This window comes from Streptomyces sp. NPDC053069, assembly GCF_044546895.1.
Classification (GTDB): domain Bacteria; phylum Actinomycetota; class Actinomycetes; order Streptomycetales; family Streptomycetaceae; genus Streptomyces.
On record NZ_JBITZN010000021.1, the window covers coordinates 18,542 to 42,064 of the forward strand.

General features: G+C 71.1%; 22 protein-coding genes and 1 pseudogene. 18 read left to right on the forward strand and 5 right to left on the reverse strand.

The features are described from left to right. Positions 1 to 486 precede the first annotated feature (486 nt). The 10 genes from ACIGXP_RS35810 (at position 487) to ACIGXP_RS35855 (ending at position 12,156) form a co-directional block, all read left to right on the forward strand. Positions 487 to 2,154 carry a CTP synthase gene (locus ACIGXP_RS35810; protein ID WP_363218224.1) on the forward strand — a complete coding sequence of 556 codons (1,668 nt, stop codon included), beginning with the start codon at positions 487 to 489 and terminating at the stop codon, positions 2,152 to 2,154. Between the two features lie 86 nt (positions 2,155 to 2,240). Then, positions 2,241 to 2,867: an NUDIX domain-containing protein gene (locus tag ACIGXP_RS35815; RefSeq protein WP_399775598.1), complete on the forward strand. Its 627-nt coding sequence runs from the start codon at positions 2,241 to 2,243 to the stop codon at positions 2,865 to 2,867. Between the two features lie 185 nt (positions 2,868 to 3,052). Then, positions 3,053 to 5,110, forward strand: a complete 2,058-nt coding sequence (locus tag ACIGXP_RS35820; protein ID WP_399775600.1) for a tetratricopeptide repeat protein — start codon at positions 3,053 to 3,055, stop codon at positions 5,108 to 5,110. Positions 5,111 to 5,248: 138 nt separating this feature from the next. Continuing rightward, positions 5,249 to 6,373: an alanine dehydrogenase gene (ald, locus tag ACIGXP_RS35825; RefSeq protein WP_351242394.1), complete on the forward strand. Its 1,125-nt coding sequence runs from the start codon at positions 5,249 to 5,251 to the stop codon at positions 6,371 to 6,373. A 425-nt stretch (positions 6,374 to 6,798) separates the two neighbouring features. Then, on the forward strand, positions 6,799 to 7,932 hold the full coding sequence (locus ACIGXP_RS35830) for a ParA family protein (protein ID WP_363218209.1): 1,134 nt from the start codon (positions 6,799 to 6,801) through the stop codon (positions 7,930 to 7,932). Continuing rightward, a complete protein-coding gene (locus tag ACIGXP_RS35835) occupies positions 7,917 to 8,465 on the forward strand; it encodes a hypothetical protein (protein ID WP_363218208.1) in 549 nt (182 codons plus the stop codon). The genes ACIGXP_RS35830 and ACIGXP_RS35835 overlap by 16 nt, the downstream gene beginning before the upstream one ends. An 18-nt stretch (positions 8,466 to 8,483) precedes the next feature. Continuing rightward, complete coding sequence (locus ACIGXP_RS35840; RefSeq protein ID WP_399775603.1) at positions 8,484 to 9,536, forward strand: segregation and condensation protein A; 1,053 nt, start codon at positions 8,484 to 8,486, stop codon at positions 9,534 to 9,536. Further along, entirely contained in the window at positions 9,533 to 10,183 is a 651-nt protein-coding gene (scpB, locus tag ACIGXP_RS35845; protein ID WP_363218206.1) for an SMC-Scp complex subunit ScpB, read from the forward strand. Before ACIGXP_RS35840 ends, scpB begins: the two co-directional genes overlap by 4 nt. Positions 10,184 to 10,195: 12 nt before the next feature. Next, a complete protein-coding gene (locus ACIGXP_RS35850; RefSeq protein ID WP_363218205.1) occupies positions 10,196 to 11,260 on the forward strand; it encodes a pseudouridine synthase in 1,065 nt (354 codons plus the stop codon). 146 nt (positions 11,261 to 11,406) lie between these two features. Beyond that, positions 11,407 to 12,156 (forward strand): DNA polymerase beta superfamily protein, encoded by a 750-nt coding sequence (locus ACIGXP_RS35855; protein WP_399775606.1) that lies wholly within the window; start codon positions 11,407 to 11,409, stop codon positions 12,154 to 12,156. On the opposite strand, the gene ACIGXP_RS35860 is transcribed toward ACIGXP_RS35855, so the two are convergent. Both ACIGXP_RS35860 and ACIGXP_RS35865 read right to left on the reverse strand, forming a co-directional pair. Next, positions 12,082 to 12,825 (reverse strand): DNA polymerase beta superfamily protein, encoded by a 744-nt coding sequence (locus ACIGXP_RS35860; protein ID WP_399775608.1) that lies wholly within the window; start codon positions 12,823 to 12,825, stop codon positions 12,082 to 12,084. The genes ACIGXP_RS35855 and ACIGXP_RS35860 overlap by 75 nt on opposite strands. Before the next feature lie 22 nt (positions 12,826 to 12,847). Next, positions 12,848 to 13,315, reverse strand: a complete 468-nt coding sequence (locus tag ACIGXP_RS35865) for a Rieske (2Fe-2S) protein (RefSeq protein ID WP_399775610.1) — start codon at positions 13,313 to 13,315, stop codon at positions 12,848 to 12,850. 160 nt (positions 13,316 to 13,475) lie between these two features. Between ACIGXP_RS35865 and aroH the strand changes: the two genes are divergently transcribed. The 5 genes from aroH (at position 13,476) to der (ending at position 17,932) form a co-directional block, all read left to right on the forward strand. After that, positions 13,476 to 13,838 carry a chorismate mutase gene (aroH, locus tag ACIGXP_RS35870; RefSeq protein WP_399775612.1) on the forward strand — a complete coding sequence of 121 codons (363 nt, stop codon included), beginning with the start codon at positions 13,476 to 13,478 and terminating at the stop codon, positions 13,836 to 13,838. Then, positions 13,835 to 14,920: a prephenate dehydrogenase gene (locus ACIGXP_RS35875; RefSeq protein ID WP_399775614.1), complete on the forward strand. Its 1,086-nt coding sequence runs from the start codon at positions 13,835 to 13,837 to the stop codon at positions 14,918 to 14,920. The genes aroH and ACIGXP_RS35875 overlap by 4 nt, the downstream gene beginning before the upstream one ends. 115 nt (positions 14,921 to 15,035) lie before the next feature. Further along, positions 15,036 to 15,731 (forward strand): (d)CMP kinase, encoded by a 696-nt coding sequence (gene cmk / locus ACIGXP_RS35880; protein WP_399775616.1) that lies wholly within the window; start codon positions 15,036 to 15,038, stop codon positions 15,729 to 15,731. A gap of 53 nt (positions 15,732 to 15,784) precedes the next feature. Further along, positions 15,785 to 16,387 carry a lysophospholipid acyltransferase family protein gene (locus tag ACIGXP_RS35885; RefSeq protein WP_399775793.1) on the forward strand — a complete coding sequence of 201 codons (603 nt, stop codon included), beginning with the start codon at positions 15,785 to 15,787 and terminating at the stop codon, positions 16,385 to 16,387. Between the two features lie 63 nt (positions 16,388 to 16,450). Further along, the gene (gene der, locus ACIGXP_RS35890; RefSeq protein WP_399775617.1) at positions 16,451 to 17,932 is read left to right on the forward strand and encodes a ribosome biogenesis GTPase Der; all 1,482 of its coding nucleotides are present in this window, start codon (positions 16,451 to 16,453) and stop codon (positions 17,930 to 17,932) included. 62 nt (positions 17,933 to 17,994) lie between these two features. On the opposite strand, the gene ACIGXP_RS35895 is transcribed toward der, so the two are convergent. Next, on the reverse strand, positions 17,995 to 18,393 hold the full coding sequence (locus tag ACIGXP_RS35895) for a hypothetical protein (protein WP_363219225.1): 399 nt from the start codon (positions 18,391 to 18,393) through the stop codon (positions 17,995 to 17,997). A gap of 142 nt (positions 18,394 to 18,535) precedes the next feature. Next, complete coding sequence (locus ACIGXP_RS35900; protein WP_399775620.1) at positions 18,536 to 19,327, reverse strand: hypothetical protein; 792 nt, start codon at positions 19,325 to 19,327, stop codon at positions 18,536 to 18,538. 539 nt (positions 19,328 to 19,866) lie between these two features. Between ACIGXP_RS35900 and ACIGXP_RS35905 the strand changes: the two genes are divergently transcribed. The 3 genes and pseudogenes from ACIGXP_RS35905 (at position 19,867) to ACIGXP_RS35915 (ending at position 22,187) form a co-directional block, all read left to right on the forward strand. Next, the gene (locus tag ACIGXP_RS35905; protein WP_363219223.1) at positions 19,867 to 20,559 is read left to right on the forward strand and encodes a transglycosylase family protein; all 693 of its coding nucleotides are present in this window, start codon (positions 19,867 to 19,869) and stop codon (positions 20,557 to 20,559) included. 80 nt (positions 20,560 to 20,639) lie between these two features. Next, a pseudogene (locus ACIGXP_RS35910) lies at positions 20,640 to 21,611 on the forward strand (helix-turn-helix transcriptional regulator); the annotation flags it as partial. A gap of 360 nt (positions 21,612 to 21,971) precedes the next feature. Then, a complete protein-coding gene (locus tag ACIGXP_RS35915) occupies positions 21,972 to 22,187 on the forward strand; it encodes an I78 family peptidase inhibitor (RefSeq protein WP_363219221.1) in 216 nt (71 codons plus the stop codon). A gap of 119 nt (positions 22,188 to 22,306) precedes the next feature. Here ACIGXP_RS35915 and ACIGXP_RS35920 read toward each other — a convergent pair whose 3' ends face one another. After that, a complete protein-coding gene (locus tag ACIGXP_RS35920) occupies positions 22,307 to 23,329 on the reverse strand; it encodes a phosphatase PAP2 family protein (RefSeq protein WP_399775623.1) in 1,023 nt (340 codons plus the stop codon). Positions 23,330 to 23,523: the final 194 nt, after the last annotated feature.

The following is a 23,523-nucleotide window of genomic DNA, read 5'->3' on the forward strand; positions in this document are numbered from 1 at the left end:
AAGCAGCCCGCCGAGCCCTGAGGCAATACGACAGTCTTTGCTCAACGAACTGCCGCGCTCTCGTTGTTCCGGGTGGTGCAGGCGGGGGTGTGCCGTCGTTCCGGCCGGGCTCGGCAGCGAGTGTCCGAGCAGGATACGACGCACGTAGATGATCTGCGTGCCGCTCCGGGCAACCCGTGTGAGCCGAACGGGTGAGCAGCAGGTGATAACCATGTGACCTGTGTGTGCCCGTGATGACACATGAGGCGACGTTTCCCGGGCCGGGGCCCGGCAGCGGGCGGTGGGGCGAGCGGCCCGTGCCCGGGTGAGCGCGGAGCGTGGCCGGAAGCCATCTCCTCCAGGCGCTGATACCCTGGTAGCCCGTGGACCGGTGGGCCCCAAAGGAAAAAGGCGTCCCCCGAACCGCAGCGACGGCACCCCCGGAGATCTCCGGGACGGCAGCCGCACCGCACGACAGATCGCGACCACGGGAGCCCCCTCTTGGCCATGCCGCCCGCTGCTTTTCGAAACAGCACAGCCACGACGACCAAGCACATCTTCGTCACCGGGGGTGTCGCCTCCTCGCTCGGCAAGGGCCTGACCGCCTCCAGCCTGGGCATGCTGCTCAAGGCCCGCGGCCTGCGCGTCGTGATGCAGAAGCTGGATCCGTACCTGAACGTCGATCCGGGCACCATGAACCCCTTCCAGCACGGTGAGGTCTTCGTCACCAACGACGGCGCCGAGACCGACCTCGACATCGGACACTACGAGCGCTTCCTCGACCGCGACTTGGACGGCTCCGCCAACGTCACCACCGGCCAGGTGTACTCGACCGTGATCGCCAAGGAGCGGCGCGGCGAGTACCTGGGCGACACCGTGCAGGTCATCCCGCACATCACCAATGAGATCAAGCACCGCATCCGGCGCATGGCCACCGACGAGGTGGACGTCGTCATCACCGAGGTCGGCGGCACCGTCGGCGACATCGAGTCGCTGCCGTTCCTGGAGACCGTCCGCCAGGTCCGCCACGAGGTCGGCCGGGACAACGTCTTCGTCGTGCACATCTCGCTGCTGCCGTACATCGGCCCGTCCGGCGAGCTGAAGACCAAGCCGACCCAGCACTCCGTCGCCGCGCTGCGCAACATCGGTATCCAGCCCGACGCGATCGTGCTGCGCTGCGACCGCGAGGTCCCGACCGCGATCAAGCGGAAGATCTCGCTGATGTGCGACGTCGACGAGGCCGCCGTGGTCGCCTGCCCGGACGCCCGCTCGATCTACGACATCCCGAAGGTCGTGCACTCCGAGGGCCTGGACGCCTACGTCGTGCGCAAGCTCGACCTGCCGTTCCGTGACGTCGACTGGACGACCTGGGACGACCTGCTGGACCGCGTCCACAACCCCGACCACGAGATCACCCTCGCCCTGGTCGGCAAGTACATCGACCTGCCCGACGCCTACCTGTCGGTGACCGAGGCGCTGCGCGCCGGCGGCTTCGCCAACCGCGCCCGCGTGAAGATCAAGTGGGTCACCTCGGACGACTGCAAGACCCCGGCCGGCGCCAAGGCCCAGCTCGGCGACGTCGACGGCATCTGCATCCCCGGCGGCTTCGGCGACCGCGGGGTGCTCGGCAAGGTCGGCGCGATCCGCTTCGCCCGCGAGAACAAGATCCCGCTGCTCGGTCTCTGCCTGGGCCTGCAGTGCATCGTGATCGAGGCCGCGCGGAACCTGGCCGACATCCCGGACGCCAATTCCACCGAGTTCGATCCGGCCACCGGCCACCCGGTCATCTCCACCATGGCCGAGCAGCTGGACATCGTCGCCGGTGAGGGCGACATGGGCGGCACCATGCGGCTCGGCATGTACCCGGCCAAGCTCGCCGAGGGCTCGATCGTGCGCGAGGTGTACGACGGCAAGGAGTACATCGAGGAGCGGCACCGCCACCGCTACGAGGTGAACAACGCCTATCGCGCGGAGCTGGAGAAGAAGGCCGGAATCCTGTTCTCGGGCACCTCGCCGGACGGCAAGCTGGTCGAGTACGTGGAGTACCCGCGTGACGTCCACCCCTACCTGGTCGCCACGCAGGCGCACCCCGAGCTGCGCTCGCGGCCGACGCGTCCGCACCCGCTGTTCGCCGGCCTGGTGAAGGCCGCTGTCGAGCGGAAGATCTCGCAGTAACACAAGAGTTGTACGGTGGCCGGGGCGCGCGGGTTCAGAACGATCGCGCCCCGGCCGCTTTGTGCACATGTGGGGAAGGACAGGGCATGACGATCAAGGACACCGCCGAGGCGTGGGAGATCCGGGCGACGGAGACGCCCTTCACCGGCAACAAGACCTCCGTGCGCACCGACGAGGTGGTCATGCCCGACGGCTCGGTGGCCCGCCGCGACTACCAGGTCCACCCCGGTTCGGTCGCCGTTCTCGCCCTGGACGAGGAGGACCGGGTACTGCTCATCAACCAGTACCGCCACCCGGTGCGGTACAGGCTGTGGGAGATCCCGGCCGGCCTGCTCGACGTACCCGGTGAGAACCCGCTGCACGCCGCCCAGCGCGAGCTGTACGAGGAGGCGCACGTCAAGGCCGAGGACTGGCGGGTGCTGACCGACGTCTACACCACGCCCGGCGGCTGCGACGAGGCCGTACGGATCTTCCTCGCCCGTGACCTGTCCGCGGCCGAGGGCGAGCGGTTCGCGGCGGAGCACGAGGAGACCGACATGGAGCAGGCGCGCGTACCGGTCGAGGAACTGGTGCGCCGCGTCCTGGCCGGCGACGTGCACAACAACTGCCTGGTCGTCGGCGTCCTCTCGCTGGTGGCCGCCCGCAGCGGCGACGGCCTCGACGCACTGCGCCCGGCCGACGCGCCCTGGCCGGCCCGCCCCTTCACGCCCTGAACAGCACCCGTACGGCGTAGTGGTGTGACGATCGCCTGATCCGATCAGGGGACCCGTCCGCCACGCTCCTCCCGGCACGTCGCAGAGCGTGAACTAGGCTCCTCGCGAGCGAGCCAATGAAGGCGCACGCCCGTACCGGGAGGGTCCGGCGGGCCTGCGCGTGCGGTGGGACGGGAGTGTGGCCCGTGACGGATCAGGCGGTGGGCACAGGCTTCGTGCGGCTGTCGGCGCACGCGGACGACCGTTTCCTGGGCCGTACAAGGGAGTTGAAGGAACTGCGCGCCGACATCGAGCGCGCGGGCCTGGACACCCTCTCCGGCCGCAAGGCACCCCGCGCGCGCGTGCTGCTGATCGCGGGCCGCCCCGGCTCCGGCCGCACCGCCCTCGCCGAGGAACTCGTACGGCAGGTGGCGGACCGTTACCCCGACGGGGTGCTGCGGGCCCGGCTCAGCGACCCCGACGGCAGTCCCGTCCCGGTCGCGCGCACCGCCCGCGAGCTGCTCGCCGCGTTGGACCTGCCCGCCCCGGCCGGCGCGGCCGAGGACGACCTGACCGAGGCGCTGCGCACCGCCCTCGCCGACCGCCGTGCCCTGCTCCTCCTGGACGACGCGGCCGGCGCCGAGCAGGTCGACGCACTGCTCCCGGAAGCCCCGGACTGCCTGGTGGTGGCCGTCTCCTCGGGCCCGCTCACCGGTATCGCGGACGTCCGGCCCTGCACCCTGGGCGGCCTGGACACCAAGTCCGCGGTGGAACTGCTCACCCGCTACACCGGCGCGGTCCGCATCACGGTCGACCCGCGCTCCGCCGAGAGCCTGGTCGAGGCCTGCCAGGGCCACCCGGCCGCGCTGGTCCTGGCCGGCGGCTGGCTCGCCGCCCGCCCCAAGTCCGCCATCTCCGACCTCGCCAAACGGCTGCACACCGCCGACGACGGCACCGACGGCACCCCGCTGGCCCGCATGTTCCGGCACGTCCGCAGCGAGCTGCCCGGCCCGGCCGCCCGGATGCTGCCCCTGCTCTCCCTCGCCCCGGCCGGCCTGATCGACCCGCACACGGCCTCGGCCCTCGCCGGCTGCTCGGTCGGCGCGGCCCGCGCCGTGCTGGACGACTTCGTCACCCTCGGCCTGCTGCGCGCCGTGGACGCCCCGCTGCCCCTCTACGACGTCCCCGGCTGTCTGCACCCGCTGCTGCGCGCCCTCGCCGAGAACCACGAGCGGCCCGCGGAGCTGCAGCTGGCCCGGGCCCGGATGCTGGAGCGGACCGTACGGCTGCTGCAGTCCTGCCGGGCGATCACCGAGACGGACAGCCCGCAGGCCCGGGAGAAGCTGAGCGCGATGCCCCGCGAGCTGCGCTTCCCGAATCCCCGCGCGGCAGCCGACTGGCTGCGCATCCGCCGGCCGGCGCTGCTGGCGTCCGCGCGTCTCGCGGTGGCCGACGGCGAGCTGGACACCTTGGCCCGGCGGCTGATGTCCCAGCTGGTCAGGGCCCTGGTCGCGCATGTCGGCACGCAGGCCGCGGCCGCCGATCTGTACGACGTGCACAGCCTCGTCCTGGATGTCGCCGAGCGGCGCGGCCTGGTCCGGGAGAAGGCCGCGGCGCTGCTGAACCTCGGCGATGTGGACGCGCAGACCGGCCGTACCCGGGCCGCGCTGGCACGGTACCGGCTGGCTCTGGACGCCGGACGCAGGGCGAATGACCCGTACGCCACCGGTCGCGCAATGGAATCCGTAGGTGGCGCGTACCAGGAGCTGGGGGACTACGACCGGGCCGCCGACTGGTTCGGCCGGGCCCTCGCCGAGCGGCTGGCCCGAGGTGAGCGCGAGCAGGTGGCCCGGCTGTACGGCCGGATCGCCGCCACGCACACCTACGCGGGCCGCTACGGCGAGGCCGTCAGGAACTGGCGGGCCGCCGTCGCCGGCCACCGCCGGAGCGGCGATGTCGCGGCTCACGCGCGGGCGTTGAGCGAGCTGGCCCGGGTGCAGGAGTACGCCGGGCGGTTCGAGGAGTCGCTGCGCACCTGCCAGGAGGCGGTGGAGTGGGCGCGCCGCGCCGAGGACGTCCGGTTGCAGGCCGCGGTGCAGCTGAGGCTGGCCGACACCCTGGAGCACCTCGGCGACCCCACCGCCGCCCGTCTGCACCGCGCGGCGGCCGGGCGCATGCTGGACGAGGAGACCCAGAACAGCGAGGCAAGCCCGAATCAAGACGCTAACGCCTGCGAAATCCGCAGTACATCCAGTGAAGATTGATGCAATGAAAGGCTAGACAGGCGGAACGCCTTCATTAAACTGGCTCTGCCGCACGTTCTCCTGCGGTGTCTCCCGGTGTGCCCTGCATGCCTGGGTATGTCTTGTAATGCACCCCCCATACCCTCTGAGCCAAGGACCGTGATCGACGTGAAGGTCGGCATCCCCCGCGAGGTCAAGAACAACGAGTTCCGGGTGGCCATCACCCCCGCCGGTGTGCACGAGCTGGTGCGCAACGGCCACCAGGTCGTCATCGAGCGGGGTGCCGGCCTCGGCTCCTCGATCACGGACGAGGAGTACGTCTCCGCCGGTGCCGGGATCCTCGACACCGCCGACGAGGTGTGGGCCGCCGCCGACCTGCTGCTGAAGGTCAAGGAGCCCATCGCGGAGGAGTACCACCGCCTCCGCAAGGACCAGATCCTCTTCACCTACCTGCACCTGGCCGCCTCCAAGGAGTGCACGGACGCGCTCATCGAGTCCGGCACCACGGCCATCGCCTACGAGACCGTCGAGCTGCCCAACCGTGCGCTGCCGCTGCTCGCCCCGATGTCCGAGGTCGCGGGCCGCCTCGCCCCGCAGGTCGGCGCCTACCACCTGATGCGCGCGGCCGGCGGCCGTGGCGTGCTGCCGGGCGGCGTTCCGGGCGTGACCCCGGCCAAGTGCGTGGTCATCGGCGGCGGTGTCTCCGGCTGGAACGCCACCCAGGTCGCCGTCGGCATGGGCTTCGACGTGACCCTGCTCGACCGCGACATCAACAAGCTGCGCGAGGCCGACAAGATCTTCGGTACGAAGGTCAAGGCGATCATGTCCAACTCCTTCGAGCTGGAGAAGGCCGTCCTCGACGCCGACCTCGTCATCGGTGCGGTCCTCATCCCGGGCGCCAAGGCCCCGAAGCTGGTCACGAACGAGCTGGTGGCCCGCATGAAGCCCGGAAGTGTTCTTGTCGACATCGCGATCGACCAGGGCGGCTGCTTCGAGGACTCCCACCCGACGACGCACGCCGAGCCGACCTTCCAGGTGCACAACTCGGTCTTCTACTGCGTCGCCAACATGCCCGGCGCGGTGCCCAACACCTCCACCAACGCCCTCACCAACGCGACGCTGCCGTACATCGTCTCCCTCGCCAACAACGGCTGGGTCGAGGCGCTGCGCCGCGACGCCGCGCTCGCCAAGGGTCTCAACACCCATGACGGCAAGGTCGTTTACAAGGAGGTCGCAGAGGCGCACGGTCTGGAGCACGTGGAACTGGAGTCCCTGCTCGGCTGACGCCCGACCGAGTCCTGTGACCTGATGAATCGCTAAGTCACCATCAGGTAAAAGGCGATTCGTCAACACACCTCGTCAACCCCGCGCACCCGGCCGGACCTTGCCCGACAAGGTCCGGCCGGATGTGTGTATGGTCACTTTGCGACTCTCGGTCAACTCGCCTCGAACGTAACCCTTCGACCGATTCGCACACCGGTGAAACCTGCTGTGCGACGGCCGTACGCCCTTGACAGCGGGATGTTTCATTGCCGACACATCCTGCCGGGTCCGGCGGATTGTGTTGCTGCGGACCGCCGACACGCCATAGAGTCGCCAACCGTCGGCATGGTGCCACGCTGACCTTGTCTAGAAGTTTCCTGGTCACCAAGGAGGTAAGACGACTTGTGAATGAGTCGACATTTTCTCCCGGGGGTGGTCAACCAGGAATGCCTGCACGGGGCCAGGGCCCCGCGGGATTCGAGGCTGTCGGCTCCGTAGCTGTGCGCACCTTCGCAGCCCACCAGAGTCCGGGACCCAAGACCGCCCGGACAGCACACCAGAGCATGGATGGCCATCACGTGAACGCCATGGCCGGCGACGGAAGTGGCGCGCCCCACAACCACTTCGCCGACTACGACGAACTGCCCGAGGGGCACTTCTACGACCCCGACGCCGAGTACGAGCCGGATCCGGAGTACGCGGCCACGCTCGCGCCCGACGCGGCCCGCCAGCGCCGTGAGCGCATCGGTCCGACCGGACGCCCGCTGCCGTACTTCCCGATCCCGGGCCCGCTGACCGACCACGGCCCCGCGACGATCATCGCGATGTGCAACCAGAAGGGCGGCGTCGGCAAGACGACGTCGACCATCAACCTGGGCGCCGCGCTCGCGGAGTACGGCCGGCGCGTGCTGCTCGTGGACTTCGACCCGCAGGGCGCGCTGTCGGTGGGACTCGGCGTCAACCCGATGGAACTCGACCTCACCGTCTACAACCTGCTCATGGAGCGGGGCATGTCCGCGGACGAGGTCCTGCTGAAGACGGCGGTCCCCAACATGGACCTGCTGCCCTCCAACATCGACCTGTCGGCCGCAGAGGTCCAGCTGGTCTCGGAGGTCGCGCGCGAGTCGACCCTCCAGCGGGCGCTCAAGCCGCTGATGTCCGACTACGACTACATCGTGATCGACTGTCAGCCCTCGCTCGGCCTGCTCACCGTCAACGCCCTGACGGCCGCTCACAAGGTGATCGTGCCGCTGGAGTGCGAGTTCTTCGCCCTGCGCGGTGTGGCCCTGCTGACCGAGACCATCGAGAAGGTCCAGGAGCGGCTCAACCCCGAGCTGGAGCTGGACGGCATCCTCGCCACGATGTACGACTCGCGCACGGTCCACAGCCGCGAGGTCCTGGCCCGTGTGGTCGAGGCGTTCGACGACCACGTCTACCACACGGTCATCGGCCGCACGGTCCGCTTCCCGGAGACCACGGTCGCCGGTGAGCCGATCACCACCTACGCCTCCAACTCCGTCGGTGCCGCCGCCTACCGCCAGCTCGCCAGGGAGGTGCTCGCCCGGTGTCACGCCGAGTGAGTCTGCCCGGGGCCGACGAACTCTTCCGTACGACAGGGGGGATGGCGCTTCAGCCGTCGACTCCCCGGCGCGCGGCAGGCGGTGAGGCTCGGGTGCCGGCTCCCGCGGGGGAGAGCGACGACGTGGCCGCCGCCGAGGACGCACCGCAGTCGGTGCCCGTGCAGGGCGGCGACGGGGAAGGCGCGGAACATGCCGCGGCGGAGGCGGAACCCGTCGACGCCGGCGAGTCCCGCAGCCGGCCGGCCAGGCGGCAGGCGGCGCAGGAAGGGGCCGGGGCCGCTCAGCCGCGCAAGCGGGGGCGGGCGGCGGCGCGGCGGCCCAGTGGGCGCGAGCGGCACGACGAGAAGATCACGGTGTATGTGTCGGCCGAGGAGCTGATGGACCTCGAACACGCCCGGCTGGTGCTGCGGGGCGAGCACGGTCTCGCGGTGGACCGCGGGCGCATCGTCCGGGAGGCGGTGGCCGTGGTCCTGGCCGACCTGGAGTCCCGCGGGGACGCGAGCATCCTGGTACGGCGGCTGCGGGGGCGGTAGGGGTAGCCTGCGGGGGCCATGACCTCGAACGACGTTCCCCTCCCCGGCGCCGGAGCCGGCCGTCGGCGTGCGCTGGGGCGGGGCCCGGGGGTCGTACCTGCACCGCAGCCCGAACCGCCCGCGCCCGTTCCCGAGCCGGCTGGTCCCGCGCCCGCGTCCGTTCCCGCGCCCGTTCCCGCTCCCGAGCCCTTTCAAGAGCCCGGGGCCGTCCCGGCACCGCCTCCGGAACAGGAAGCGGGACCCGGACCCGAGGAACCCCGCGACGGTGTCTTCAAGGTCCGGCTCGCCAACTTCGAGGGCCCCTTCGACCTCCTTCTGCAGCTGATCTCCAAGCACAAGCTGGACGTCACCGAAGTGGCTCTCTCCAAGGTCACCGACGAGTTCATGGCACACATCAGGGCCATGGGGCCCGACTGGGACCTGGACCAGACGACCGAGTTCCTCGTGGTGGCCGCCACCCTGCTCGACCTGAAGGCGGCCCGGCTGCTGCCCGCCGCCGAGGTCGAGGACGAGGCCGACCTCGCGCTGCTGGAGGCGAGGGACCTGCTGTTCGCGCGGCTGCTGCAGTACCGCGCGTACAAACAGATCGCGGACATCTTCAACGCGCGCATCGACGAGGAGGCCCGGCGCCACCCCCGTACCGTCGGCCTCGAACCGGAGCACGCCGAGCTGCTGCCCGAGGTCGTCATCAGCATCGGCCCCGAGGGTTTCGCCAGGCTCGCGGTCAAGGCGATGCAGCCCAGGCCCAAGCCGCAGGTGTACGTCGACCACATCCACGCCCCGCTGGTCAGCGTGCAGGAGCAGGCCCGGATCGTGGTGGCGCGGCTGAAGGAGCTGGGTGAGGCGAGCTTCCGGACGCTGGTCGAGGACACCGACGACACCCTCACCGTCGTGGCCCGGTTCCTCGCCCTGCTGGAGCTGTACCGCGAGAAGGCCGTGGCCCTGGACCAGGAGGCCGCGCTCGGGGAACTGCTCGTGCGCTGGACGGGCGGGGACGCCGACACGGCCCCGATGGTCACCGACGAGTTCGACCGGCCGCCCGAGCCGCCCAAGGAGGAGAAGAAACCGTGAGCGAGCAGACCACGGAGGTTCCGGCCGGGCTGCGGGCCGTGTCCGGTCTCGACCTCAAGCCGGCCCTGGAGGCGATGCTCATGGTCGTGGACGAGCCCGCGACCGAGGAGCACCTGGCGAAGCTGCTGGAGCGGCCGAGACGGCAGGTCGCGGACGCGCTGCGGGAGCTGGCCGACGAGTACACCGTGCAGGGCCGCGGCTTCGAGCTGCGGTACGTCGCGGGCGGCTGGCGCTTCTACACGCGCGCGCAGTACGCGCCGGCCGTCGAGCGGCTCGTCCTGGACGGCCAGACCGCCCGGCTGACCCAGGCCGCGCTGGAGACCCTGGCGGTGGTCGCCTACCGCCAGCCGGTCAGCCGCAGCCGCGTCTCCGCCGTACGCGGAGTCAACTGCGACGGTGTGATGCGCACCCTGCTGCAGCGCGGACTGGTCGAGGAGGCGGGCACGGAACCCGAAACAGGTGCGATCCTGTACAGGACGACGAACTACTTCCTGGAGCGGATGGGCCTGCGCGGCCTGGACGAGCTTCCGGAGCTCGCGCCCTTCCTCCCGGAGGCGGAGGCGATCGAGGCCGAGACCCAGGAAGGGGTCCCGTCGTTCGACCCGGACGCGCCCGACGCGCCCGGCGTAGAGGACGCAGACGACTAAGACGGAACTTTGATGCGAAGCAGCGGCAGCGGCAAGAGTGGCGGACGCGGTAACTACCGCGGCGCCGGCAACAACCGGGACGAGCGGCAGGGGCAGGGCCGTCCCCGCAAGCCCCGCCCCGAGGAGCGCCGCTACGACGTGGGCCCCGGCGCCTCCCAGGACGGTCCCAAGTCCGGGCGCGGCGGCAGCGCGCGCGGCGGCGCCAAGGGCGGTCCCAAGAAGCCCCAGCAGGGACGTGGGCGTACGGTCCCCGCACGCTCGCGGGAGTACGAGACGCGCGCCGAGGAGCGCAACCGGGAGCGGTACGCGGGCAAGAAGGACATCAAGCTGCCCAAGACCTTCCCGGGCGCCGAACAGGAGGGCGAGCGGCTGCAGAAGGTCCTCGCGCGCGCCGGCTACGGCTCGCGGCGGGCCTGCGAGGAGCTGATCGACCAGGCCCGGGTCGAGGTCAACGGCGAGATCGTCACCGAGCAGGGCAAGCGGGTCGACCCGGAGAAGGACGAGGTCAAGGTGGACGGCCTGACCGTCGCGACCCAGTCGTACCAGTTCTTCTCGCTGAACAAGCCGGCCGGTGTCGTCTCGACGATGGAGGACCCGGAGGGCCGCCAGTGCCTCGGTGACTACGTCACCAACCGCGAGACCCGCCTCTTCCACGTCGGCCGGCTCGACACCGAGACCGAGGGCGTCATCCTGCTCACCAACCACGGCGAGCTGGCGCACCGCCTCACGCACCCCAAGTACGGCGTGAAGAAGACCTACGTGGCGGCCATCGTGGGCCCGATCCCGCGCGACCTCGGCAAGCGCCTGAAGGACGGCATCCAGCTGGAGGACGGCTACGCGCGCGCGGACCACTTCCGGGTCGTGGAGCAGACCGGCAAGAACTACCTGGTGGAAGTGACCCTGCACGAGGGCCGCAAGCACATCGTGCGGCGCATGCTGGCGGAGGCCGGCTTCCCGGTGGAAAAGCTGGTGCGCACCTCCTTCGGCCCGATCACCCTCGGCGACCAGAAGTCGGGCTGGCTGCGGCGCCTGTCGAACACGGAGGTCGGCATGCTGATGAAGGAAGTCGACCTCTAGGCCCGTCCACGCCGAGGGCAGTTCCCCGCGCCCCTGGGCGGGCTTAGCCCGCCACCAGGGGCGCGGACGCCCGGCCGGCCGGGCCGGGCGGGTCGAGTACCGGGGCGATCTGTCGGCGCCGGGTGCACTCTGGGACGCTTAGGCCCATGATCGACGACCTCGACATCGACCTGAAGCCCGTGGTCGCGGAACAGCCCGACCCCCTGCTGTTCGCGACCGTCTCCGGAGCGCACCTGTACGGCTTCCCCTCGAAGGACTCCGACGTGGACCTGAGGGGCGTCCATCTGCTCCCCGCCGCCGACCTCGTCGGCCTGCGCGAGCCGGAGGAGACCCGCTCGCGGACCTGGGTGCGCTACGGCGTCGAGCTGGACCTCGTCACCCACGACCTGCGCAAGTTCGTCCGGCTGATGCTGCGCCGCAACGGCTATGTGCTGGAGCAGCTGCTCTCGCCCCTGGTGGTGCACACCGGTGACACGCACCGAGAGCTGGCCGCGCTCGCCCCGGATGTCCTCACCGCCCACCACGCCCACCACTACCGTGGGTTCGCGGTGACCCAGTGGCGGCTGTTCGAGAAGACCGGCGAACTCAAGCCGCTGCTCTACACGTTCCGGGTGCTGCTCACCGGTATCCACCTCATGCGCAGCGGCGAGGTGCAGGCGCACCTGCCCACGCTCCTGGAGCTGGTCGACGCACCCGGCTATGTGCCCGACCTGATAGCCGCCAAGGGCGAGCGGGAGCACGGCGTGGCCGGCGTCGAGCACGCGCGCGTGGAGGCCGACGTGGAGCGGCTGCACGTCGTGCTCGACGAGGCCCAGGCCGCGTCAGCCCTGCCGGACGCTCCCGCCGCGTACGACGCCCTGCACGACTTCGTCATACGCGTGCGTCTGAAGGGCTGAGTCCCGGCGTACCCGGAACAGGAAGTCGGCCACGCGCGCGTGGTCCGGCTCCGGCGGCAGCGGGGTGCGGTCCAGGGCCTGCTCCGTCTGGGCCCCCAGCCGGGCCATCCGGGCCTCGACCTCGGCCCAGGGGACCTCGCCCCGCTTCACCGCGAGCAGCGGCTCCCGCTGGTCGCCGACCTCGATCCGCAGCTCGCCGGTGCGCAGCAGGTCGCGGGCGGTCGTCAGCAGGCGCAGCAGGTGCATGGCGTGCTTCCAGCGCGGGACGCCCGTCGTACGGACGTCGGCGTCCAGTTTCCTGCGCTGGCCGAGGGCATAGCGGGTGAAGGTGTCGTAGGCCCGGCGGGAGAGGAAGGCGTCGCGCAGGGACAGCAGCTCCCGGCCGGTGTCGTCGACCCGCTCCACGAGCGGGGAGTGCAGGCACTCCAGGATGTTCGGGTTGCCCCGCAGGGCCAGCCCGCAGAACCGTTCCAGTTCCCAGGAGAACTGCTCGTCCCCCGGGCCCTCCACATGCGTGGGCGGCTTCTCGAACCGCCAGAACAGGGGAGTGGGGACGAGGAACACACCCCGGCGGTCCGTGTCGCTGGTGTCCGTCGCCAGACCGAAGGCCCGGGACCCCATGACACAGGCGTAGACGGTGTGGTCGCGCACCAGGGTCTCGGGCTGCATGCCGGGAGCGTACGCGGATCCCTCAGGTCAGGTGGATCGAATTTCTCTCCACCTTGATCGACTTCTGCGGAAGCGGCCTGGTCGCGGGGCCGTGGGCCACCGCGCCGTCGGCGATGTGGAACCTGCTGCCGTGACACGGGCAGTCGATCGTGCCGTCCACGACCTTGTTCACCGTGCAGCCCATGTGCGTGCAGATCGCCGAGAAGGCCTTGAACTCGCCCTTCTTCGGCTGGGTGACGACGACCTTCTGTTCCTCGAAGACCTTGCCGCCGCCCTCCGGGATGTCGCTCGTGGACGCCAGCTCCTTCGCCTGGGAGGAGCCGGAGACCGAGGAGGCGGGCGCCGGGGAGGCGGGGGCCGGGGACGAGGGCACCGCGGGCGCGGACGGCGAGGAACTCTTGTCGTTGCCGCCGCCGCATCCCACGCATCCCATGGCGAGCGCCGCCGCGCCCGTCGCCAAAGCCGTGCGCCGCGTCGCGGGCTGGGTCATGTCACCACTCCGTACAGACGTCGAAGAACAAGGGGTCGAACCGGTGCATACCGGAATGTCCGCATCGTCTCAGTGATCGGGCGCCGTGCGCCGTGTCCGCGCGGGCTGACTACGCTGGACGGACCAAGAACAGATCCGCACGTCAGCAGGGAGCGACGCCGTGGCGGTACGAGCGGTCCGGGGGGCCGTCCAACTGGAGCGGGACGAGGCCGGGCACATGGACGAGCGGGTCGCAGCCCTGCTCACCGCGGTCCTGGAGCGGAACGGGCTGACCGTCGACGACCTGATCAGCATCTGGTTCACGGCCACCCCCGACCTGCACTGCGACTTCCCGGCCGCCGCCGCCCGGGGGCTCGGCATCGTCGACGTGCCCCTGATCTGCGCGCAGGAGCTGGACATCGAGGGGGCCATGCCCCGGGTCGTGCGGATCCTCGCGCACATCGAGTCGGACAAACCCCGCGCCGACATCCACCACGTCTACCTCGGCGCCGCGGCCGCCCTGCGCAAGGACATCGCCCAGTGAGAACCGCACTCGTCATCGGAACCGGCCTCATCGGCACCTCCGCCGCCCTGGCCCTCGTCCAGCGCGGCGTCATCGTCCACCTCGCCGACCACGACCCCGAGCAGGCCCGCACGGCCGCCGCGCTGGGTGCCGGTACCGACGAGGCCCCCGAGGGGCCGGTCGACCTGGCGATCGTGGCCGCCCCGCCCGCGCACGTGGCCGGCGTGCTCGCCGACGCCATGCGCCGGGGCGTGGCCCGCGGCTACCTGGACGTGGCCAGCGTCAAGGGCGGCCCGCGCCGCGAACTGGAGGCGCTCGGCCTCGACCTCACGGCCTACATCGGCACGCACCCCATGTCCGGCCGGGAGAAGTCCGGCCCGCTGGCGGCGACCGCCGACCTCTTCGAGGGCCGCCCCTGGGTGCTCACCCCCACCCGGGACACCGACACCGAGGTGCTGAACCTCGCCCTGGAGCTGGTCTCGCACTGCCGGGCCGTCCCGGTCGTCATGGACGCCGACGCCCACGACCGAGCCGTCGCCCTCGTCTCCCACATGCCCCATCTGGTGTCCAGCATGGTCGCCGCGCGTCTGGAGAACGCCGAGGAGGCCGCCGTACGGCTGTGCGGGCAGGGCATCCGGGACGTGACCCGGATCGCCGCCTCCGACCCGCGCATGTGGATCGACATCCTGTCCGCGAACCCGGGCCCGGTCGCCGACCTGCTCGCCGACGTCGCCGCCGACCTGGGCGAGACCGTCGAGGCCCTGCGCGCCCTGCAGTCCTCCGACGAGGCCAAGCGGCGTGAGGGCAGCGCCGGCATCGAGGACGTGCTGCGTCGCGGCAACGCCGGCCAGGTCCGGGTACCCGGCAAGCACGGCAGCGCGCCGCGGGTGTACGAGACCGTCGTCGTGCTCATCGACGACCAGCCCGGCCAGCTGGCCCGCATCTTCGCGGACGCGGGACGGGCCGGGGTCAACATCGAGGACGTACGCATCGAGCACGCGGCCGGGCAGCAGGCCGGTCTGGTGCAGCTCTCGGTCGAGCCCAAGGCGGCGGCCGTCCTGAAGGAGGCGCTGCGCGAGCGCGGGTGGGCCCTGCGGCAGTAGCACCCGGCACCGGATTCCGCGTGCGTCCGGACGAGTGACCCGCACCCAGTAACCTTGTGCAGGGCGCTCTCGCTCCCCGCACCCCGCCAGCACCGCACCAGGAAGGTGTCCCTCCGTGGAAAACGGCGCCGCCCCGACCGCCAAGCCCGTGATCGTCGCGATCGACGGCCCCTCCGGCACGGGCAAGTCGAGCACGTCGAAGGCCGTCGCCGCGCAGCTCGGCCTGAGCTACCTGGACACCGGCGCCCAGTACCGGGCGATCACCTGGTGGATGGTGAACAACGGCATCGACCTGGAGGATCCGACCGCCGTCGTGGCCGTCGCCGGCAAGCCGGAGATCGTCTCCGGCACCGACCCGGACAAGCCGACCATCACGGTCGACGGCGTCGATGTGGCCGGCCCGATCCGCACCCAGGAGGTCACCTCCAAGGTCAGCGCGGTCAGCGCGGTGCCCGAGGTGCGCTCCCGGATCACCGAGCTGCAGCGCTCGATCGCCGCCGGCGCGGAGAACGGCATCGTCGTCGAGGGCCGTGACATCGGTACGACCGTCCTGCCCGACGCCGACCTGAAGATCTTCCTCACCGCCTCCCCGGAGGCCCGTGCGGCCCGCCGCAGCGGCGAGCTGAAGGGCGCCGACGTCCACGCCACCCGAGAGGCGCTGATCAAGCGGGACGCGGCCGACTCCAGCCGCAAGACCTCGCCGCTCGCCAAGGCCGACGACGCGGTCGAGGTGGACACCACCGAGCTCACCCTCGCCCAGGTCATCGAGTGCGTCGTCACCCTGGTCGAGGAGAAGCGGGCCGGGAAGTGAGCCTGCCCTCGCAGCGGGGTGCCGAGGTCGGCCGGCGCATCGGCGTCGGCCTGATGTACGGGCTGTTCAGGCCGCGGGTGCTCGGCGCCTGGAAGGTGCCCGCCACCGGCCCGGTGATCTTCGCCGTGAACCACTCCCACAACATCGACGGCCCGATGGTCATGGGCGTGGCGCCCCGGCCGACGCACTTCCTGATCAAGAAGGAAGCCTTCGTCGGCCCACTGGACCCCTTCCTGACCGGCATCGGCCAGCTGAAGGTGGACCGCGCCACCGCCGACCGCACGGCGATCACCCAGGCCCTCGGCGTGCTGGAGAACGGCGGAGTGCTGGGCATCTTCCCGGAGGGCACCCGGGGCGAGGGCGACTTCGCCTCGCTGCGCGCCGGGCTCGCCTACTTCGCGGTACGCAGCGGGGCGCCGATCGTGCCCATCGCCGTACTGGGAAGCACCGACCGGCGCGGACGGTTGATAAAGGCGCTGCCGCCCCTGCGCTCGCAGGTCGACGTCGTCTTCGGCGACCCCTTCGACGCGGGCGACGGCAGCGGGCGGCGTACGCGCAGGGCGCTGGACGAGGCAACCGAGCGCATCCAGAAGCAGCTCACCGGCCACCTGGAAAACGCCAGGCGCCTGACCGGGCGCCAGGCGACACTTGAGTAGTGGATCAGCCCATGCGGGGCTTTTCCACCGATCACCACGAATGAACGACGAGGTACGGACTTCATGAACGACGACATCCAGCCCGGCGACTCGGCTGAGCACGAGTACGACCACGGGGCTCTCGGCGACGCCGAGTACGCGGAGTTCATGGAGCTCGCCGCGGAAGAGGGCTTCGACATCGAGGACGTCGAGGGCGCCATCGAGGCGGCGGGCCACGGTCCGCTGCCCGTGCTCGCCGTCGTCGGCCGCCCCAATGTCGGCAAGTCGACCCTGGTGAACCGGATGATCGGCCGCCGCGAGGCGGTCGTCGAGGACCGGCCGGGCGTCACCCGCGACCGCGTCACCTACGAGGCCGAGTGGGCCGGCCGCCGCTTCAAGGTCGTCGACACCGGCGGCTGGGAGCAGGACGTCCTCGGCATCGACGCCTCCGTGGCCGCCCAGGCGGAGTACGCGATCGAGGCGGCCGACGCGGTCGTCTTCGTCGTGGACGCCAAGGTCGGCGCGACCGACACCGACGAGGCGGTCGTACGGCTGCTGCGCAAGGCCGGCAAGCCGGTCGTGCTGTGCGCCAACAAGGTCGACGGCCCGAGCGGCGAGGCCGACGCGGCCTACCTGTGGAACCTGGGCCTCGGCGAGCCCCACCCGGTCTCGGCCCTGCACGGCCGCGGCACCGGCGACATGCTGGACGCCGTCCTGGAGGTCCTGCCGGACGCGCCGGAGCAGTCCTTCGGCACGGGCATCGGCGGCCCCCGCCGCATCGCCCTGATCGGCCGCCCGAACGTCGGCAAGTCCTCCCTGCTGAACAAGGTGGCCGGCGAGGAGCGCGTCGTCGTCAACGAACTGGCGGGCACCACCCGTGACCCGGTCGACGAGATCATCGAACTCGGCGGCAAGACCTGGAAGTTCGTGGACACCGCCGGTATCCGCAAGCGCGTCCACCTCCAGCAGGGCGCCGACTACTACGCCTCCCTGCGCACGGCGGCGGCCGTGGAGAAGGCCGAGGTCGCGGTCGTCCTGATCGACGCCTCCGAGAACATCTCCGTGCAGGACCAGCGGATCATCACCATGGCCGTCGAGGCCGGCCGTGCGATGGTCATCGCCTACAACAAGTGGGACACCCTCGACGAGGAGCGCCGCTACTACCTGGAGCGCGAGATCGAGACCGAGCTGGGCCAGGTCGCCTGGGCCCCGCGCGTGAACGTCTCGGCGCGCACCGGCCGCCACATGGAGAAGCTGGTCCCGGCCATCGAGACGGCCCTCGCAGGGTGGGAGACCCGGGTGCCCACCGGCCGCCTCAACGCCTTCCTCGGCGAGCTGGTCTCGGCCCACCCGCACCCGATCCGGGGCGGCAAGCAGCCGCGCATCCTGTTCGGCACCCAGGCCGGCACCAAGCCGCCGCGGTTCGTCCTCTTCGCCTCCGGCTTCATCGAGGCGGGCTACCGGCGCTTCATCGAGCGCCGCCTGCGCGAGGAGTTCGGCTTCGAGGGCACTCCGATCCATATCTCGGTGCGGGTGCGCGAGAAGCGCGGCACGAAGAAGAAGTAGCGCCGGTACGACGCAAAGGGCGGCACCTGGAGGACCAGGTGCCGCCCTTCACCGTGCGCCGGTCACATGCCCCGGCGCGGCCCCGGAGGCAGGGCCGCGGGCACGTGCTGCATCCCGGTGTCGTGCTGCTGCCGCCCCAGCGTGCCGATCCGCTGCCACTGCGACTGCTGCCGGGCGCTGTAGGCCCCCGCGCTGTAGGCGCTGTACGAGCTGCTGAACGACCCCGCCCGGTGGCCGCCGTAGCCGCCCGTACGGTCCGGAAGCTGACCGAAGGGGCTGAACCTCAGCCCCTCCTCCCCGCTCCGGTCACCCGGCAGCGTACGGAAGCTCTTGACCCACTCCGCGTAGAGCGAGTCGTAGATGGGCGTGGCCGAGGCACCACCAGCCCCTTCCTGCCCCGTCCGTGCGGAGGGAATGGAGGAGAACGATGACCGGCGGGGAGGAGTGTCGTATGCGTGCACGTATGTCCAAACGACGGCACCTCTGAAGAGATACGGCCGCCCAAGGGGCGCGAGGCTGCATTCAATATGCGGCTCCGCCGCGTGGGCGCGACCGGCCGCAACCGCCGGACTGCACGCAGCCCCCTCTCATCAGGCGAGGAGATCACGTACCCGCAAGAGGCAGCGCCGCAGCAACCAGCTGCCCGTTCGCCGCAGCCTTGTCGAGGGACTCCCGCAGCAGATCCTCCCGCGGCTGCCGCCCGATCGACCCCACCGGCGCCGCGAACATCAGCACCTGCTGGTGCTTGTTGGCGGCAGCCCGCCAGCTGTCCGTCACCTGCAGCGGCTGGTGCGCCTGCCACCAGGCGACCGGCTGCCCGCCGCCCGCCGACGGCTGCAGCACCGCGTGCAGCCGGCCCGCGGCGAGCAGCACCGACCAGCCGTGCAGCACCGGCGGCACGGACGCCAGCTCGGTCACCGGCACGAACCCCTGCTCGATGAGGAGCGGAAGGAAGTCGTCGCCGGTTCCGGTCGTGCCCGGACGCACGATGGGCGAGGTCGGCTCGACGACGAGCGCGGGGTGCAGCTCACCCTCGACCAGGACGAGTCCGCTGGTCACGCCGAGCACCGCCTGCTCGGGCGCGGCCTGCTGCGGCGCTCGCCCGGCGGCCTCGCCGGCGATCCCGCCGATGGAACGGACGGCGCCCTGCAGCTGCTCCTCGGTGACCTGGACGACCTGCGAGGGCAGGCAGCTGGCGTGGGCGAAGGCGAGGACGGCGGTCTCGTCGCCGACGAACAGAACGGTGCTGGTGCGCTCCTGTTCGGAGTCGCCCGGCGTGCGGCAGGACGTGCAGTCGTAACTGCCCGGGGCGTTCTCTCCGGCGAGCAGCCGGTCGGCTTCTTCGTCGCCGATCTCGGCGCGTACGGCGTCACTGACGTCGAGCATGCGCGGCACGGTGGCTCCCTCGGGATGCGGTGCTGGGTCGGCCGGGTGGCTCCCGGCCGATGAGCCCCGGGGTTCCGGGCTCATGAAGAAGACAACGGACGTCCTGTGGTGGGAGTCACGCCTCAAGGTCGACCGGTTCCGACCAAGCACCGCACACGGTCACCTCATGTGCGGAATCCGCCACTCACGGTCAACTCCTCGCCGAGTCAAGGAACTTGATGGGGTGAAGTGAGTCACAGATCGCTTCGGCCAGTGGTCGACAAATCGGGAAATCAGCGCATGTAGTGGGTGGCCTAAAATTGCCGATACTCGCGGTAACGGGCAACTGGCCTGGAAGGACGGGGAGTTGGTTGATTCCGGCTGCTCGACCTCCCTACATTCCTCCGCCGTGTGCAACGAGCACCGCTCGGGTACGTCCGACGGCCGGCACCGGCAGGGCACCAACGCCGGCACCGGCCACACGGACGGGGCGGGCACGGCCGACCGTGGTCCTGCGCGGCGAGGCGTGCTCCGCCTGGGGGAGCCCGGGTTCGTGGAGAGGGAATTACATGTCCGAGTGTGCCGATACCACCCGTAGCACCGCCCGTCACGACGGCGCCCGCAAGCGCCGTACGACGGCCGCGCTCGCCGGAGCCGCCCTGCTGGCCCCCCTGGGCCTGCTGGCCGCCACCGGGAACGCCGCAGCGGCGGACAACGGGGTGTGGGACCGCATCGCCCAGTGCGAGAGCGGCGGCAACTGGCACATCAACACCGGCAACGGCTACTACGGCGGGCTCCAGTTCTCCGCCGGCACCTGGCGCGCGTACGGCGGCTCCGCCTACGCCCCGACGGCCGACCAGGCCTCCCGGAGCGCGCAGATCGCCGTCGCCACCAAGGTCCAGCAGGCCCAGGGCTGGGGCGCCTGGCCCGTCTGCTCGGGCCGCGCCGGAGCCTATGGTGCCGCTCCCGCGGCGGCGCACACCGGCTCCTCCGGTACGCCGGCATCCAAGGGCGCGACGACGAGGTCCGCCCCGGTGAAGTCCGCCCCGGCCAAGTCCGTTCCGGCCAAGACGCCGGAACGCCCGTCGGCCCACCCGGGCCGCAGCTCCTCCCGCGGCGAGTACACCGTCCGCGAGGGCGACACCCTGAGCGCCATCGCCGCCCGGCACGGCACCACCTGGCAGCGGATCTACGCCGCCAACAAGAAGGTCATCGGCGGCGACCCCGACCTGATCGTGCCCGGCCAGCGCCTCGCGCTCTGAGCCTCGCCCGGTCCGCCCGAGACAGCCGCCGTCCCCGATGAGGACGGCGGCTGTCCGCATCCCCTGGCAGACTCGGCCCCATGTTGGAGACCTCGGCACGTCTTCTGCGCCTGCTCTCGCTGCTCCAGGCCCACCGCGAGTGGTCCGGCGCCGAACTCGCCGACCGGCTCGGCGTCACCCCGCGCACGGTCCGCCGGGACGTGGACCGGCTGCGCGAGCTGGGCTATCCGGTGAACGCCAGCCCCGGCACCGGGGGCGGCTACCAGCTGGGCGCGGGCGCCGAACTCCCGCCACTGCTGCTGGACGACGACGAGGCCGTCGCCGTGGCCGTCGGTCTGCGCACCGCCGCGGGCCAGGGCATCGAGGGCATCGGCGAGACCTCCGTACGCGCCCTCGCCAAGCTGGAGCAGGTGCTGCCGAACCGGCTGCGCCGCCGGGTGAGCGCCCTGAACGCCTTCACCGTGCCGATGACGAGAAGCGGCCCGCCGGTGTCGCCGGTCGATCCCGCGCTGCTCACCGAACTCGCGTACCTGTGCCGGGATGCCGAGCGGCTGCGCTTCGAGTACCGGAGCCACGACGGGGCCACCGGCCGGCGTACCGTCGAGCCGCACCGGCTGGTGTGCAGCGAGCGGCGCTGGTATCTGGTCGCCTGGGACGTCGACCGGGCCGACTGGCGGACCTTCCGCGTCGACCGGATCACCCCCAGGCCGCCGCACGGGCCCCGCTTCACCCCGCGCGAGCCGCCCGCCGAGGACCTGGCCGCCTATGTCTCCAGGGGCGTCTCCACGCGCGCGTACGCCACGCACTCCGCCGTACGGCTGCTGGTGCCGCTGCACGAGGCCGCCGAGCGGATCTCTCCGTCCGCCGGAACGCTGGAGCCCGATGGCGCGGACGCGTGCATCCTGCGCTCCGGTGCGGCGAACCCGGACCTGATGGTCGTCCACGTCATGATGCTGGGCTTCCCGTTCGAGGTGATCGAGCCCGCCGAGCTGACCGAGGCGATCAGAAGGGTCCGGGACCGGCTGGACGCGGCTCTTGCTGCGGCGGAAGCCGACTGTGGTCGGCGGTGAGCCGGTAGGCCGCCGCCCGGCCGGTCCGGTTCCTGCCGTGTACGGCGGTCATGTGCCGAATCGGTGAATTTCCTATGCGGAGTCAGCTGCCGCGGCGCGGCTCAGGATTGCATGGAGAATCCCACTCCGGAGCCGTCCGCATCGACGCTGCGCCACTTTTCGCGGGATAATTCGACGGGGTGCTGCACGGCATGTGAATTGTGGCCGATAGACCCGCTGAGGCCTGCGGAAACCCTCGTACGTGTGAAGAGAACGAGGGATACGCCGGCCGGGAAGCTGTGACAGAAGTGTGACGGGAGTCTGATAGGACTCTTACCCTGGGCTGCGCGGTAGCGTGACGGCATGGCATCGAATCCCACTCCGTCAGCGGAGCCCCAGGACAGTCCGGACGGGTATGTCGGCCTCGACGCCGCGCACGCCGAGCGGCTCGCTCGGCAGCGGGGGTGGTCGACGGTGCGGTCGCTGCCGCCGGGCACGATCATCACCATGGAGTACCGGGCGGGGCGGCTGAACTTCGAGGTGCACGAGGGACTCGTGACGCGGGCGTGGAAGGGCTAGCAGGTTTTCGCCCGGCATGCTCCCGGCATGACCAAGGCCCCGGTTCCTTCAGGGAACCGGGGCCCTCTTCGTGGCGTGCGGGCGGTTGTGCGTACCGGGACCCGCTGCCGTCCCTTCCCTCAGCCGCCGGTCAGGGGCCGGGCCGGCTGGGTGCCGCGGGGGAGGCGGTGGTCGGCGTGGGGCGGGCGGCGGCTGCCCGCCGGCGTGACCGGGGTGCGTTCCGAACGGGTCGTGTGCGGACCCGGGGCCAGATGGGCCAGCCCTCTGGAGGCACGGGTCGAGGCGACCGGCTCCCGCGCCGGGGCCTGCTGCTCGGCCGGTGTGACCCGGGGCCTGAGGACCACCGGTGTGAGGACGGCCGGTTCGGGCACGGGCCGGCCGCGGCGGGCGCGCCAGCGGTCGCGCAGATCGAACAGCGCGGCCTCGGCCTTGGCGATCAGCGGCTCGAACCACGGCAGGGCGAGCAGGATCAGCAGGCCCGCGGCCCAGCCCAGCAGGACGTCGCTCAGCCAGTGCGTACCGAGGTAGACGGTGGTGAGGCCGACGCCCAGCGCAGTGATGGCCGACAGCGCCGACAGCCAGCGGCGCGCTCTCGGGGTGGAGGCCAGATAGGCCAGGATGCCCCAGGTCACCACCGCGTTGGCGGTGTGGCCGCTGGGGAATATATCGCCGCCCAGGCCCATCTCGTTCGAGCCGATCACGGTCGCGTAGTGCGGACCGAGGCGCCCCATCCCGAGCTTGGCGGCGCCGACCGTCATGTTCAGCAGCAGCAGGGAGGTGGCCAGGGTCAGCAGCGGGCGCAGCGTGTGCTGCCGCCAGGAGCGCCAGCCGAGCCAGGCCGCGACCATCACCGCGGTGGGGCCGCGCTGGCCGAGCACCACGTAGTAGTCGAGGAAGGCGTGGATCTGCGGCCACTGCTGGTACGGCCGGAAGAACATGACCTGCCAGTCGAGCCGGACCAGCCAGGACGTGATCACCACGGCCCACACGATCGCCAGGTAGAAAGCCAGGGTCGCGGTGAAGAGAACGACCCGGTGCCGGCTCATCCTTGGCACATCGATGTGGGCCGGTCGTTCTGGCTCACGGTCGAGTCTGGCGAACACCCGGTCCAGACGCCGGGTGAGGTTTCGTTCGGTACGCACCCAATCGACGTTACAGCGAGTGAGCTGTGTTCCCGGTCGTAACAGCGGCTTTGTGATGACGATGTGATGTGGGAAACCTCTCAAGCGAGGCGCGAATTCCAGCGATTCCGCAATCCTGTGACGCTGTTCTCTTCAATTCCTTTGATCATGCCGGGTGTTCTTTATGTGGCGCTTATGAATGCGTTAACCCGGTT